The organism is Lactiplantibacillus mudanjiangensis (genome assembly GCF_005405385.1).
Classification (GTDB): domain Bacteria; phylum Bacillota; class Bacilli; order Lactobacillales; family Lactobacillaceae; genus Lactiplantibacillus; species Lactiplantibacillus mudanjiangensis.
This window is the reverse complement of record NZ_BJDY01000007.1, coordinates 342,319-356,156: the sequence shown is the minus strand read 5'-3', so window position 1 is coordinate 356,156 and position 13,838 is coordinate 342,319. Positions and strand designations below refer to the sequence as shown.

Sequence of the window (13,838 nt, the reverse complement as noted above, 5' to 3'; positions counted from 1 at the left end):
AATGCCTATCATATCAACGATCATTGCTAAAAATAGCTTTCAACTTTTAGTTAGTCAATTGTTATTTATTGGAATCGCAAAAAAGCCCCCGCTGTGGTGGGCTTTTTTAGTGCACAAATAGTGCGCCTAAACGATTACATGAGGTTAATTAATTTAGCTAATCAACCATGAATTTAATTATCAGAACTAACAGTTTTACAGACTTAATGGTACTATTATTAAAGTGAAACGTTGAACGAGCTGTGCGGGGTGAGAACTTGTACTTGTTAACAAATTTTTTGAATGATTTTTTTAATATTAAAGCTGCCATTATCGCCCTAATTACGGTGGGATTAATTACGGTCATGACGGCGATGACGTATTATTTGGAACGTCGCGCGCTTAAACGGTCACGCCATTTTGGTACCTTAGTTCATCTACTAGAAGCAGTCGCGGTCGTTGGGAGTGTGATTCTGCTACGACAGACTTTTTGGGTTCTTAATTCCGGCGATATTGTGAGTTGGGGTTATGCGATTGCGCAATTGACGGTCTTACTCTTTAGTTTGTATCTGATGCGTAATTTGGCAGTTGAAGTGGTGAATGTGATTATGCCGATTGCCTTTTATGCGCAGGGGATGTACATGGGGCATGGCGGTCAGTATGTTGCGGTTTTTATTAGTATGACGCTGCTGTTAACAGGTGCGATTATTTATATTTCCCGTCATCGAACGGACGTTATGGATACGGAATGGAAATACTTATTACTGCAATTGGTTTACGGCGGTACTTGGAGTTTTATTATTTGGTCAGTTCATCCATTTAATTTAATCTATACGATTAATGTGTTGGTCGTCTTCGTATTCTACATGTGGATTATTCGCTTCTTTGTAAAACGGTTGACTAATTTGATTGATCGTTTGGATAGCTTAGATCAAGCGATTAACTATGATGAATTAACCGGTGTTCGTAACCGAGCGAACTTTGACTCGACAACGGTGGGGGTTTTCGGTGTTTATCAGAAGCATCCGAGTATTCCAATTACGATGGTAATGTTTGATATTGATCACTTCAAAACGTTCAATGATCAATATGGTCATTTGACGGGGGATGCGGTGTTAAAACACGTTGCCCAACATTTTAAACAGGAATTATTTAAGCAAACGGCCCGGGGACAATTGTTTCGTTATGGTGGCGAAGAATTTGTCATTATTTTTCGCGGGGTGTCGGCGACCGATGCGCAACGAATCGTCACTGGCATTCGAGATACGTTACAGCAGAATCCGGTTGAAGCTAATGGGCAGGCACTGGCCGTCAATGTGTCGTTTGGTATTTCGGAACTACGGTTAGCGGATGACGATTTTGATGCATGGTTCAAACGAGTAGATCATTATTTGTATCAATCTAAAAAAGCAGGTCGTAACCGTTGTACGGTTGAAGGTGTTACTGTGGCGTTAAGCTAACGAGTTATTTATCCAGTCTACGAATGTAAACGATTGCGTCACAAGAAAACGCACTTGGAAGCTGTCTTCCAGGTGCGCTTTTTTGTGACCTTTAATTGGCGGATACGGCAATGCGACCGGTATCAGTTGTCAGCTGATATTGAGAGGTTGCGTTTGGACGGTAGCGATAGTGGTGATGACCGTGCCAATTGAAAATGTGTAAACTGCCGCTGGTACTTGTGGCCTGAATGCCGGTATTACGTGGCACTTTGGCTTTGATTTGTCCATGTCTATTTGTGACGGTTAGCTTGTTTTGAACTTGATTGGCGGACAACGTAATATTACCGGTGCCGCTTTTAATCTGTGCCTGCTTAAAGGTCGTTTGACTAATGGTAATGGCGCCGCTTACCGTTGTTAATGATGATTGTTGCTGTTGAAAATGACTATTGGCAATCGCTGTCCGAGCATCGCTATTGGTTAACTTTAGGCTAGACGCCGTCACATTAGTTAACTGTAAGCGACTCGTTGGTTTGGCGACTAATGGTTTAGTTGTGGTCACGTTACGCAACCTCGTCGCACCATAATTGTTGAGTGTAAGCTGTTTGATCGTTAAATCATTCAGTTGAACGGCACCTTGATCAGTCGTTGTGGTGAGTTTGGTTAAGTGTGTTTGTCGAGGCACCGTAATCACAATTCTTGGTGTGGCGAGTGGTTGTAAGTTAAACCCAACCATACTAATATCTTCAGGCACTTTTGATTTGATGATGACCTGACCGGTTTTTATGGTAACCCGTGGTTTTTTGGCGGCAATCGCATTGGTGGTTACTTTGATGGTAGCGGTATTGCCAGATTTAACCGTGACTTTAAGGTTAGTCGCCAAAGTTAATGACTTGATTGTTTTTGGGTGATAAGTCTGTGTCGTTTGGTGGGCAATCCGGAAGCGATGATTAGCCCAATAAACGGTTTGGAGACCTTGATTAGCAATCCCAAAGATAGCTAGTAGGACGCCTAAAACAAGTAAGATAAAGCCGACTTTAACGGCTTTTCGCATGATGACGTCCCTCCCTTTCTGCGCGATTACGTTTGACGAAACGATGATACAAGCGTTTAGCAATGGTTGCAACGCCCTGGATGATCAGATTAAAGACCCAAACGACGATTGGGAAAACAGTAATTCGGCTCCAATGGCGGCTAATCCAGCACCAATATAGAATAAGCCAGTCCATAAAGATTGTGAAAAGACGCCAATCCCAGCAGTTAAGCTCGTTAAAGCCAAAACGGTGATGCCGACAATAATTGCGATAGCTGTGAAGAGCAGTGCGATCACCACCACACCTAAACTAGCCATAACCGCTAGAACAGCGATAGCCACAGGTATAGTAATCGGTGTTGATAGCAAGGCTAGTCCAATCAGCCAAATCGCCCGGATATTGGCCTTTGATTTCTGATGGGTGGTTTGGTGATCGTCTAAGTTTTCGTTGAAACGAATCGAATAATCAGCCAGAATCTTACGAGCCAATTGTTTGGGTGTGCCCAATTCGGCGACGCAAGCTGCATAGGTATCTAATTGTGCATCGAGTAAATATTCGCGATAAAATTCCAGCACTTCTTCGCGTTCAGCTGGTTGTAGCTGGGCGAATAAGGCGGTAAATTGTGCTAGGTAATCCGTCATGCTGGTGCATCCCCCTTAAGTAACGTATTGATAGCTTGATAAAAATGGTGCCAATCTTGTTGAATGATGTTTAATTGTTGCGTGCCGTTAGTGGTTAGTTGGTAATAACGGCGGTTACGTCCTTGGTAGGCCTGATCATAAGTCGTGACCCAGCCATTCTTTTTTAGCCGGCGAAGGACCGGGTAGAGTGTAGATTCCGACACTGGAATAATGGCTTGTAGCTTTTGCGTGAGTGCATAACCGTAGTAGTCTTCCGTTTTTAACAGTGCTAAAACGCAACCGTCAAGCAGTTCGGAACTAATCTGAATGGCCATCATTATGCCTCCTATCATATTATACGTCGTATAGTATTGTGTGAGTAAAAGTATAGAACGATAAAGTTGGGTTGTCAAACTTTGATTTATTGTGATTAACGGCCAAAAATTGCTTTTTGGCGGTAAGCATTAATATGACGAGTATTCGCTGAACAAAAATAGTCATGCTTGCCACCTGCCGTTCGCCCACATTGAGCCGGAACGCTGTGGGCGACTTTTGAGACTAGCGGTTTTGGCTAGGCTTAAAAGCGAGATGGAAGCCCGATTTTGGGCTGGAACCGGTCCCCACAGCCGACAGAATCACTGGCTGGCGGAGGTGGCTAATTTAGTTTAATTTAAATTGGCATCAAAAAAAGCCGTGATCGACTAGTTAGTGTCAATCACAGCTTTAGTTATCGTTAGTTAGCTTTATCTGAAATGGTTGTAAACGTCATCGCGGCTAAGAAATCCGCAATTCGTTTTGTGGGTTGTTTGAAGAATTCAGCGGGGGTGCCGTCGAATAAAATTTGACCAGCTTCAACGAATAAGATTTTATCCGCGACGGCCCGGGCAAATTCCATATTGTGCGTCACAATAATCATTGAATCTTTTTCTTGGGCGAGTTCCAACAAAACACGTAAAACGCCGGCTTCTAATTCGGGATCAAGCGCGCTAGTGGGTTCATCTAATAAGATATATTCGGGATTCATTGCCAGTGAGCGTGCGATAGCCACTCGTTGCTGTTGACCGCCGGATAATTGACTAGGGTAAGCGTCTGCTTTATCTGCTAGGCCAACTTTATCAAGTAACGTCATCGCCGTTGCTTTAGCATCGGCCGGACTTTGCTTTAGGACTTGCACCGGACCTTCCATCACGTTTTTAACAACGGTGAGATGTGGAAATAAGTTATAGTCTTGGAAAACCATTCCCGTCTTGCGCCGTAAATTTAAAATCGTTTTGCTACTTAGTGGTTGAGCGAAATCAATGATCTGATCATTGAAATGATACTGACCATTTTCTGGCCGTTCGAGTAAATTCAATGACCGTAACAAGGTTGATTTACCGGAACCAGAAGGCCCGACAATAACAGTAGTTTCATGAGCTTTAAATTCAGTTGTAATATCAACAAGGGCTGGATGATCAGCGAATGTTTTATTGACGTGTTCAAATTTAATCATGGCAATCCTCCTAATTAGCGGGCCGAATATAGCTGGATGTCCGCTTTTCAAGGTAACCTTGTAGCCAACTTAGTAGGGAGCATAAGATGGCATATAGGGCGGCAACCAGTGAGTACATCACGAGTGGTTGATAGTTTTGCGCCGCAATTTGTTGGCTGACTTCAAACATTTCAATAATCGTAATGGAGGCTGCTAATGACGTATCCTTGACGAGCCCAATGAAACTGTTTGACAGTGGGGGCAATGAAACCCGTGCAGCTTGTGGCAAGATGATTCGTTTTAAAACTTGTGTTTTGTTCATCCCAATAGAAGCCGCAGCTTCCCATTGACCTTGTGGAATCGATAAAATGGACGCTCGAATCGTTTCGGCACAATAAGCCCCTGTATTTAAAGAAAAGGTCATGATACCGGCTGCCCAAGGGTCCATTTGAATACCGTTGGGGAATAAGCCGCGGATTTTTAAGTAGGGTAGGCCAAAGTAAACAATAAATAATTGCACTAATAGTGGGGTACTCCGAAATAACCAAACGTAAAAATAGGCGATGGCTTTTAAGATGGAGAACCAGCCGTGACGAGGTGAAAGTTTTACCAAAGCAGTTAGAACTGCCAAAATTAATCCGAGCGCAAAAGAAATCAGGGCGATCGGAATCGTATATTTAAGTCCGGCGAGCGCGATTTGCGGCGTTGCCGTGACAATGATATGCCAGATAGAATCCATTAATGAAAAGCCTCCTAGAATGTGGTGAACATGGTGCTATGTAAATGAGTTTGGGACCAAGCCCAAACTCTTATTGGCATTTCCGAATATTTATAGTCGAAATGTGCGACAAAAGACTAACGATGCAACCGAGCTACGGAATACGAAGGATTGAAAGTACACAATCCTTCGTATTCCTAGGCTATGCTCGGTAGCAACCCGTCTTTTGTCCCACTCTCAGAATTGCTTATTTGTTAGTAACGTCAGCACCAAAGTACTTCTTGGATAACTTCGTTAACGTGCCATCTTTACGTAATTCTTGGATGGCCTTTGAAATTTGTTTGTTTAACTTGGTGTGTTTCTTAGTCACAATCGTTCCGATTTTTTGAGTGGCAATTTCATTACCAGCTGAGATCAAACGAATGTTGGCGTTTGGTTTTTGCTTCAAGTAAGCGTAGAACGATTCGCCAGAGTTAATGGTCCCAGCAACGCGACCTTGTTCAACGAGGTCAATGGATTGTTGGAAGCCATCGGTTGGCGTAATGGTTGCGCCCATCCGCTTAGCATCAGTGGCATTGTTACTAGTCGTGGTTTCAGCGACTTTCTTGCCCTTAATGTCGGTGATTTTCTTGATGGACTTGTTAGACTTTTTCACAGCTAATTTTGATTTAGAGTAAATGTATGGTGTTGAGAACAAGTATTTCTTTTCCCGTGCTTTGGTTTGGGAAATGTTGTTGATCACGACATCATATTTGTTGACGTCCAAACCAGCGATCAAAGAATCAAATTTTGTTGGGACAAACTTAACTTTAACGCCCATCTTTTTAGCAACGTCGCGGGCTAAATCAACTTCAAATCCGGTTAACTTGCCATCTTTACGATAACTATAAGGTTGGAACGTTCCTTCCAGGCCGACCGTCAAGGTACCTGATGTTTGTAAACCTAGATCAGACCCTGATTGGCTGGAACTAGATTTTGATTGTGATCCACAAGCAGTTAGCCCCACTGCTAACGCAATCCCGAAGACCGCAACCCCTAATTTTTTCACCAAATGCTTCATAAACTATGACACACTCCCTTAATTTTTTGACACAGCACTAATCATAAATGAAAACCAGTGAACTGACAAAAGATAAGTACTCATTTATCATTCTAAAGGAGCAACGGCTGAACTGCAATTCAAAATAAAACCCCGAAGCCCGCGCTGGATTAGCAACGCCGGGTTCGGGGTGGATAAGTCTTTAATTAAAGTGGGGGACCCAAGCCGCCGTTGTTGTTTGTTGAACGGGTGAAGGTTGCAGCAGTTCGCCTAGTTGTTGAATACCACGCGTAATAGTTTCAGGATCCAAACTAGTAAAGTTTAAGCGAAAGGCATTTTTGACTTGTCGGCTAGCAAATTGGCAAGCTGATGGCACGTAAGCAACGTGGGCTTGCGGTAAAACGACATCAGTTAGGAGTGTTTTTGCATCAGTCCCTTGTGGTAAAGTGACCCAAATGAAGAAGCCACCATTAGGTCGAGTGTAAGTGATGTTTTTAGGGAAGTACTTATCAAGTGCAGCTAGCATCGCATCGCGCTTAATGCGATAAGCTTGGTTGATCGTCGCAATGTGCGCATCAATATCATGATGATCTAAGTAACTGTTGATTGCGGCTAAGGTGATATTGGGTGATTGCACATCAATGGCTGATTTAAGGCCAATCAATTCAGTCATCAACTGTGGATCAGCGACTAGCCAGCCTGTCCGCAATGCTGGCGATAGGATCTTCGAGAAACTGGAAATGAAGATAACGCGGCCTTCCGTATCGTAATGCTTGATTGCTGGAATGGATTTGCCGCTGTACCGTAAGTCGCGGTATGGACTATCTTCCAAAATAATGACATCGTATTGGTTGGCTAACGCGACCATCGCTTGGCGGCGTTTAGCACTAAGCGTGGTCCCGGTTGGATTATGAAAATCTGGAACCGTGTAGATTAATTTAATTTCAGGATGGGCTTGCAGCGTTTGCTGTAGGACCTTAATATCCATCCCGTTTTTATTAACTGGTACTTCATAATAAGTTGGTTCGTAAGTATCGAATGCGGCTAGTGCGCCCATGTAAGTCGGTCCTTCAACGACCATTGAATCCCCCCGATTCAATAGTAGTTTCGCGACGAGATCGATGGCTTGTTGGCCACCTTGGGTCAACATAATCTCATCAGCGCTGGCAGTGACGTCAGCATGGGTTTGCATCCGAGTGGCCAATTTTTGCCGTAGGGCGAGTGGCCCAGCGGTTGAAGCATATTGGAAGATTGCCTGTCCATCAGCATCGATGGCATCACGATAAGCTTGTTTTAAGTCGTCATCAGGAAATAACTGGATATCAGGAAACCCACCTGCAAAGGAAATGTTTTCAGGATTGGCACTATTTTTGAAGATTTCATCTAAATCGGACGTGTCGTTATTTAAAACACGATTTGCAAATAATTTTTTCATACATATTGCCCCCACAATTGTTTTTGTTAACTCTGCATTAATTTATCGATGACCATATGATAGAATGAAGGGTGAAATTAGTAAAGCTCAGCTTTTTCAATTAAAAGTGAAAATGATTCATCTAAGAAAGGATGCGTTTTTATGGCCAATTTTGCTTATGAGGTTTTTGCAACCGTGGTGGCCCAAAAGACCTTCTACCAAGCGGCAGCGACGCTGAATGTGACACCTAGCGCGGTCAGTCATTCGGTTAATCAATTAGAAAAAGAACTTGGTTTTCCATTGTTTATTCGGAACCGTTCGGGCGTTGAGTTAACGAGTGATGGTCGGCAAGTTTTACCATATGTGCAAGAAATCTTGAATACTGAAAGTAATTTGCGCCAAGTTGCGGACAATATTCAGGGCTTGCATTCTGGTTCAGTTCGGATCGGTGGGTTTAGTAGCGTCTGCATCAACTGGTTACCTAGAATTATTCGGCGTTTTAATCATGCTTATCCTGATATTGAAATTTCGGTCGTTCAAGGGGATTTTAATGAAATTACGAAGTGGGCCAAGATTGGGACGATTGACATTGGGTTTACCTCGATGCCAGTAACAGATAACTTGCTAGTTCACCCGTTAATTAATGATCCGATTTATTGTGTGACACCGGCGGGGTTTGAACCAGAAAATGAGCAGTTTATGACTTTGGACGATGTTGCTGATCAAAACTTTATTTTGCAACAAAGTGATTATGATCGTGATACGAAGTTAGCCTTGGATCATTATCATGTTACGAACAATTTTTTACGATTCTCAATTGATGACCAATCGATTATTTCAATGGTAGAGTCTGGTCTCGGAATGGGGATTTTGCCAGAGTTAGCCTTAAAGAAGTTGACGGGTGACGTGAACACATACTCATTTGCGGAACCCTACAATCGTGAAATTGCCTTAGTAGCAAATAAAACGCAAGCAACGGCACCCTCGACGGCAATGATGATTCGATCGATTAAACAGTTTTTATTGGATGAATATCAAGATGAGATGTTGTGGCAATAAGTAGGTCAAAAAAGGTGGTCCAACTAGCAAGTTAATTGCGTGTTGGACCACTTTTAATTGGGATACTGTGGATTGAAAGTAGATTGACTTGCCACCTGCCGTTTGCCCACATTGAGCCGGAACGCTGTGGGCGGACCGGTTCAGCCAAAAAGCGGTCTGAACCATCGTTTTGAACCACCCAACCCGTGTTTCAAAAGCGCCAAGCTCTAAGCGATAAATCGCTAAGAGCTTCCCACGGCTGGGCTCAATGTGGACTCACTCTCGGTTATAGTGGTGATCACAAACTTAATTAACATCCACAAAATAGCCGGAGTCAGGCAGTGATGGCGCTGGCCGTGAAAACATCGTTAGTCCGGATGATTTTTCCGGGCTTACGATGTGGACGACTTTTGAGACTAGTGGTTTTCTAGGCTTAAAAGCGAGACGGAAGCCCGCACTTTAGCTGCAGTCGGTCCCACAGCCTGCAGAATCACTGGCTGACGTAGGTGGCTAATTTAGCAAGACGCTGGCTACCATAATGATTCAGCTAATTCATAAAACTCTGAATCTTATTGACGAGTCGCCAACTGTTGAAGAGACGGGCATGACTGGCACGCCAAGTGTGAATGACTTGTTGATCATATTGAGTGACGTGATTGCGAAAAATGCTTTGACCAGCTAGGGCGCTTTGAATCGGGACGACACCATCACCGAACGACTTGTGTTTGGCGTGGCCGGCCACTAATAATACTCGGACGTGACGTTGTAGCTTTGAACGTTGCGCAATGAAGCTTTTTAAAGTTGCTGTTTGATGGGCAGTATCGACCGCTGTCGTTTCGTCAGAATTGGTATGCGTGCTGAGGCCATTAAAGGGTGTCGCTACAGCAACCAAATTCTTTGGTGTTAATGCCACAGAGGTCTGCATTAAGTACTGCGTGGCGACTAAGCCACCGTCACCATAACTGATCAAATTAAAGTGTTTGAATTTGAAACGTCGACGAGCTTGCTGTAAGGCAAACTTTAACCACTTGGCTTGTTGTTTAGTGGTTATGTCACCCTTGGGTAAATTGATTTTTAAATAGGGGCGGTTGTCGTAAGTTTGAAATTGTCCGCGGAATTTAAGGTCGCCTTGACGGTTGACTTGCACTTGGACGATAGATTGGGCACCGTTATTTTGTTGTAAACCAGCGACTAGTTCACGACTGTGGGCCGCACTCGTTTGCTGGCCAAGTAACAAAACTGTGGGAATACGATCGGTTGAGGTGACTGTTACGGCTTCAACTTGGTGTTTGGGTCGTCGAACCTGCCGTTGCCAAAGCATCGTGCCGCCGATGACCGCAATTAAAATTGTAAACCACCCTGTGGTAATTAAGCCTTGTTTTGTGGTCCCCTTCATCCCGTTGTGCCTCCGTTTTTATCAGATACCCTAAATTTAGCTTAATTGTGGGGAACTTGCAACTTGTCTAATAGATGATGACAAACAAAAAGACCTGATCAGAAGAATTGATCAGGTCTCCTTAAAGGCAATCAGTCGAGTGCTCCAAAATGAGCAGAGACTGATGCTTTAAGCATATATTCGGTACTCAAAAAGCATCACCCCCTTTCATTAATTGTCTGTAGCTTACGCGCATTTGCAGGTGAGGTCAATTAATTGGTTCGGTGGTAAATAAAACGTGGTATGATGAGGATCCTTGGCAGGGGCAATCGGCTGATTTTTGACAGCCACTTGCTTAATTGGACCGGTTAACTTTAACGAGTTAACCGGCCCTTTTGTTTGCTGATCTGATGCGGTTTAACGTCAGCAAAATTAATTTCGTTATTTAGTGTGAAGCCCTCCCACCACCTAAACATTTATGGTATCTTAATAAAGGTAGTTTTTTCTTAATATTTTATTTTATTGGGTCACTAACATTCATAGGGAAGAGGGATTATTCACATGGTCTTTAACTTGGTAGTTAATATTATTGGGATTGTGGTCTTTATCGCCATCGCCTACTTATTCTCCAAGCAAAAGCACGCCATTCATTGGCGTTCAGTTGGTATCATGTTGGTTTTAGAACTCGTTTTGGCATGGTTCCTAACCGGTTCACAAGTCGGGGTCGATGCAGTTAAAGCTGCGGCTGATGGATTTACTTGGCTCGTGAACGTATCGTATGATGGGATTTCGTTTGCATTAGCTAGTTGGGTTAATGTTAAACAAATGGACTTTGTTACGAGTTCATTATTACCAATCTTGTTGATTGTGCCATTATTTGATATTTTAACGTACATTGGCGTTTTGCCATGGATCATTAAATGGGTCGGCCGGGGCTTAGCTTACATTACCGGTCAACCGAAGTTTGAATCATTCTTCGTTGTTGAAATGATGTTCTTAGGTAACACCGAAGCGCTTGCCGTTTCGCAATTACAATTGAAGCAAATGAAGGCTCAACGGAACTTGACGATTGCGATGATGTCAATGAGTTGTGTGACGGCTTCAATTTTAGGGGCTTATATTAAGATGATGCCGGGTCAATTTATTTTGACGGCGGTACCGATGAATGTCTTAAATGCGGCAATCATTGCAGCCATCTTAAACCCCGTGGATGTTACACCAGAAGAAGATACGGTTGCCAAGGTTGGCGGTAGCAACGCGGTTGAAGAAACCACGGAAACGACTGAAACCAGTGGCTCAGAAGCTTTAGCTGATGAACAAGTTAAAGCGGCTAAGCCAGCGCGCGAACCATTCTTCTCCTTCTTAGGTGACTCAATCTTGGGTGCCGGTCGTTTGATCTTAATCATTGCGGCCAATGTTATCGCCTTCGTGGCATTAGCAAAATTAATTGATAAATTATTAGGGTTAATCAACAGTAATTTATCATTGGAAAACATCTTTGGGATCGTCATGTTCCCATTTGCTTGGTTGCTTGGGTTCAACGCTCACGATGCTTTCCAAATGGCCTCATACATGGGGACCAAGTTGGTGACCAACGAATTCGTTGTTATGGGTGAAGTGACGGGCAAAGTTAGCACGTTTGAACCCCATTTCCGCGCCGTTTTAACGGTCTTCTTAACGTCCTTTGCAAACTTCTCAACAGTTGGGATGATTATTGGGGCGTTCAAGGGTATTGTTGATCGCGACAAGAACGATTTAATCTCACGAAACGTCGGCTACATGTTATTATCAGGGATCTTAGTTTCCCTCTTATCAGCTGGGGTTGTTGGCTTATTCGTTTGGTAAAAATTTAAATTGAGTTGATTAAAAGGTTGGGAAATTAGTCCCAACCTTTTTTATGTGCAATGAGCTGTAAATTTAATCACGATGAAGCGGTTACCCTAGGGCTGGCGGTTAGTTCACGGAAATCCATATTTCACAAGGGTTAGTCGACATCAATAATGCGGTTCGCAACATTGATTTTACCTTGGTTTTAAGTTAAAGTTATGAGGTGACGTGAAACATTGCGTTTGTTTCACAACTGTCAGGGGTTACACCTTTACGTTTAAGGAGTTTTACATGAATCCAGAAGAATTTAAACAAGCATTAGCCGCTAAGGGGATTATGTTAGATGATCACCAAATGGCACAATTTGCGACTTATTATGAACGGTTGGTTGCGACCAACGAACAATTTAACTTAACCACGATTACCGAACAGTCCGAGGTGTATTTGAAGCATTTCTATGATTCGATTACCCCGGCTTTTTATGTGGCGGCGTTACGAGATCAGCCGTTAACATTGTGTGATGTTGGTGCGGGTGCAGGCTTTCCATCATTACCGATGAAAATCTGTTTCCCACAACTACAAGTGACGATCGTTGATTCGTTGAACAAGCGGATCAACTTTCTAAATGAATTAGTGACGGCGTTAGGGTTAACTGGCGTACAGACTTTTCATGATCGCGCTGAAACGTTTGCCGGCAAAAAGTCAGTGCATCGTGAAAGTTATGACTTAGTCACTGCAAGGGCAGTTGCTCGGTTATCTGTGTTGAGTGAACTCTGCTTGCCATTGGTTAAAATCGGTGGTCAAATGGTGGCGTTAAAAGCGGCCAATACCCGAACTGAAACCGCAGAAGGTAGTTATGCGATTAAAGAATTAGGCGGACAGCTGGCCGACGATCAAGCCTTCACGCTACCGCAAACTGGTGATCCACGACATATTGTGGTCATTGATAAAAAGCGGCCGACACCTAAACGGTATCCCCGTAAACCAGGTACACCAGCGAAGCAGCCATTAACGGCGCAAGCATAATGTTGGGAGGTAATTCAAATGGCATTCTCCTTATTTGGCTCGAAGCGTGATAAGGATACGGCCGCAACCCAAAACCAGCAACAAATTGTGCGGGTTCCGGTGACGGCCATTATTCCAAACCGGTTTCAACCACGACAAATTTTTGATGAGACTGGTATTGCGGAACTCGCAGCGACCATTGCTGAACACGGATTGTTACAGCCAATCGTGTTACGTGAATATGAACCAAAAAAATATGAAATCATTGCTGGCGAACGACGTTTTCGGGCCATCACGTCCTTACATTGGGCGGATGCTCCGGCGATTATCCAGAAAATGGACGATAGCGAAACAGCTTCAATGGCACTGATTGAAAATTTACAACGACAAGATTTAACCGTGATTGAAGAAGCCACGGCTTATCAAGACTTGATGCAACTTAATCAGTTGACGCAAGCCGCATTAGCTAGTGAATTAGGCAAGAGTCAATCGTTTGTGGCGAATAAGTTACGTTTGTTAAAATTGGCAAAGCCAGTTCAACAGGCTTTATTACAACGACAGATTAGCGAACGACATGGTCGGGCGTTACTGACGTTAACGGCCGAGCAACAACAAGCGGTATTAACGAAAATCATTGACCAAGCTTTGACGGTAAAAGAGACGGAGCAATTAGTGCAAAAACTAGTCACCCCACCCAAACCGAAAAAGAAGCGACCTCGCGGCTTAACGGGAGACACGCGGATTGCGGTCAATACGATTAAACAGTCAATTAAGATGGTGACTGATACGGGTTTGTCAGTGAAAACGCAAGAAGAAGACACTGGCGATGGCTATCGGATTACGATTGAAATCCCGAAAAATAAACCAAGGGGTGGTAAATAA

Annotated in this window: 13 protein-coding genes; 5 read left to right on the top strand and 8 right to left on the bottom strand. The window is 43.5% G+C overall.

The features are described 5' to 3' along the window. Positions 1 to 263 precede the first annotated feature (263 nt). Complete coding sequence (locus FFM84_RS14955; protein WP_225425338.1) at positions 264 to 1,439, top strand: GGDEF domain-containing protein; 1,176 nt, start codon at positions 264 to 266, stop codon at positions 1,437 to 1,439. Between the two features lie 91 nt (positions 1,440 to 1,530). Here FFM84_RS14955 and FFM84_RS14950 read toward each other — a convergent pair whose 3' ends face one another. The 7 genes from FFM84_RS14950 to FFM84_RS14920 form a co-directional block, all read right to left on the bottom strand. Continuing rightward, positions 1,531 to 2,469: a DUF4097 family beta strand repeat-containing protein gene (locus tag FFM84_RS14950; RefSeq protein WP_130846248.1), complete on the bottom strand. Its 939-nt coding sequence runs from the start codon at positions 2,467 to 2,469 to the stop codon at positions 1,531 to 1,533. A gap of 84 nt (positions 2,470 to 2,553) precedes the next feature. Next, positions 2,554 to 3,090 carry a DUF1700 domain-containing protein gene (locus tag FFM84_RS14945; protein ID WP_225425337.1) on the bottom strand — a complete coding sequence of 179 codons (537 nt, stop codon included), beginning with the start codon at positions 3,088 to 3,090 and terminating at the stop codon, positions 2,554 to 2,556. Beyond that, positions 3,087 to 3,404 (bottom strand): PadR family transcriptional regulator, encoded by a 318-nt coding sequence (locus tag FFM84_RS14940; RefSeq protein WP_130846247.1) that lies wholly within the window; start codon positions 3,402 to 3,404, stop codon positions 3,087 to 3,089. The genes FFM84_RS14945 and FFM84_RS14940 overlap by 4 nt, the downstream gene beginning before the upstream one ends. A 398-nt stretch (positions 3,405 to 3,802) precedes the next feature. Further along, complete coding sequence (locus tag FFM84_RS14935; protein ID WP_130846246.1) at positions 3,803 to 4,561, bottom strand: amino acid ABC transporter ATP-binding protein; 759 nt, start codon at positions 4,559 to 4,561, stop codon at positions 3,803 to 3,805. A 10-nt stretch (positions 4,562 to 4,571) separates the two neighbouring features. Beyond that, the gene (locus tag FFM84_RS14930; protein ID WP_130846245.1) at positions 4,572 to 5,279 is read right to left on the bottom strand and encodes an amino acid ABC transporter permease; all 708 of its coding nucleotides are present in this window, start codon (positions 5,277 to 5,279) and stop codon (positions 4,572 to 4,574) included. A gap of 226 nt (positions 5,280 to 5,505) precedes the next feature. Then, positions 5,506 to 6,318 (bottom strand): transporter substrate-binding domain-containing protein, encoded by an 813-nt coding sequence (locus tag FFM84_RS14925; protein ID WP_130846244.1) that lies wholly within the window; start codon positions 6,316 to 6,318, stop codon positions 5,506 to 5,508. 181 nt (positions 6,319 to 6,499) lie between these two features. Next, entirely contained in the window at positions 6,500 to 7,732 is a 1,233-nt protein-coding gene (locus FFM84_RS14920) for an aminotransferase-like domain-containing protein (protein ID WP_130846243.1), read from the bottom strand. Between the two features lie 141 nt (positions 7,733 to 7,873). Here FFM84_RS14920 and FFM84_RS14915 point away from each other — a divergent pair, with 141 nt between their 5' ends. Then, positions 7,874 to 8,770, top strand: a complete 897-nt coding sequence (locus tag FFM84_RS14915; RefSeq protein ID WP_130846242.1) for a LysR family transcriptional regulator — start codon at positions 7,874 to 7,876, stop codon at positions 8,768 to 8,770. Positions 8,771 to 9,296: 526 nt separating this feature from the next. Here FFM84_RS14915 and FFM84_RS14910 read toward each other — a convergent pair. Then, positions 9,297 to 10,145: an alpha/beta hydrolase gene (locus tag FFM84_RS14910; RefSeq protein ID WP_130846241.1), complete on the bottom strand. Its 849-nt coding sequence runs from the start codon at positions 10,143 to 10,145 to the stop codon at positions 9,297 to 9,299. Positions 10,146 to 10,685: 540 nt separating this feature from the next. Between FFM84_RS14910 and FFM84_RS14905 the strand changes: the two genes are divergently transcribed. The 3 genes from FFM84_RS14905 (at position 10,686) to noc (ending at position 13,838) form a co-directional block, all read left to right on the top strand. Further along, complete coding sequence (locus FFM84_RS14905) at positions 10,686 to 11,969, top strand: NupC/NupG family nucleoside CNT transporter (protein ID WP_130846240.1); 1,284 nt, start codon at positions 10,686 to 10,688, stop codon at positions 11,967 to 11,969. A gap of 273 nt (positions 11,970 to 12,242) precedes the next feature. After that, positions 12,243 to 12,977: a 16S rRNA (guanine(527)-N(7))-methyltransferase RsmG gene (rsmG, locus tag FFM84_RS14900; protein WP_130846239.1), complete on the top strand. Its 735-nt coding sequence runs from the start codon at positions 12,243 to 12,245 to the stop codon at positions 12,975 to 12,977. Positions 12,978 to 12,995: 18 nt separating this feature from the next. Then, a complete protein-coding gene (gene noc / locus FFM84_RS14895; RefSeq protein WP_130846238.1) occupies positions 12,996 to 13,838 on the top strand; it encodes a nucleoid occlusion protein in 843 nt (280 codons plus the stop codon).

Excerpts from the sequence above, each read along its gene's own strand:
- FFM84_RS14910 (WP_130846241.1), bottom strand. The coding sequence starts at position 10,145 with ATGAAGGGGACCACAAAACAAGGCTTAATTACCACAGGGTGGTTTACA.
- FFM84_RS14950 (WP_130846248.1), bottom strand. The coding sequence starts at position 2,469 with ATGCGAAAAGCCGTTAAAGTCGGCTTTATCTTACTTGTTTTAGGCGTC.
- FFM84_RS14925 (WP_130846244.1), bottom strand. The coding sequence starts at position 6,318 with ATGAAGCATTTGGTGAAAAAATTAGGGGTTGCGGTCTTCGGGATTGCG.
- FFM84_RS14905 (WP_130846240.1), top strand. The coding sequence starts at position 10,686 with ATGGTCTTTAACTTGGTAGTTAATATTATTGGGATTGTGGTCTTTATC.
- FFM84_RS14935 (WP_130846246.1), bottom strand. The coding sequence starts at position 4,561 with ATGATTAAATTTGAACACGTCAATAAAACATTCGCTGATCATCCAGCC.
- FFM84_RS14920 (WP_130846243.1), bottom strand. The coding sequence starts at position 7,732 with ATGAAAAAATTATTTGCAAATCGTGTTTTAAATAACGACACGTCCGAT.
- FFM84_RS14930 (WP_130846245.1), bottom strand. The coding sequence starts at position 5,279 with ATGGATTCTATCTGGCATATCATTGTCACGGCAACGCCGCAAATCGCG.
- FFM84_RS14940 (WP_130846247.1), bottom strand. The coding sequence starts at position 3,404 with ATGGCCATTCAGATTAGTTCCGAACTGCTTGACGGTTGCGTTTTAGCA.
- rsmG (WP_130846239.1), top strand. The coding sequence starts at position 12,243 with ATGAATCCAGAAGAATTTAAACAAGCATTAGCCGCTAAGGGGATTATG.
- noc (WP_130846238.1), top strand. The coding sequence starts at position 12,996 with ATGGCATTCTCCTTATTTGGCTCGAAGCGTGATAAGGATACGGCCGCA.
- FFM84_RS14915 (WP_130846242.1), top strand. The coding sequence starts at position 7,874 with ATGGCCAATTTTGCTTATGAGGTTTTTGCAACCGTGGTGGCCCAAAAG.
- FFM84_RS14945 (WP_225425337.1), bottom strand. The coding sequence starts at position 3,090 with ATGACGGATTACCTAGCACAATTTACCGCCTTATTCGCCCAGCTACAA.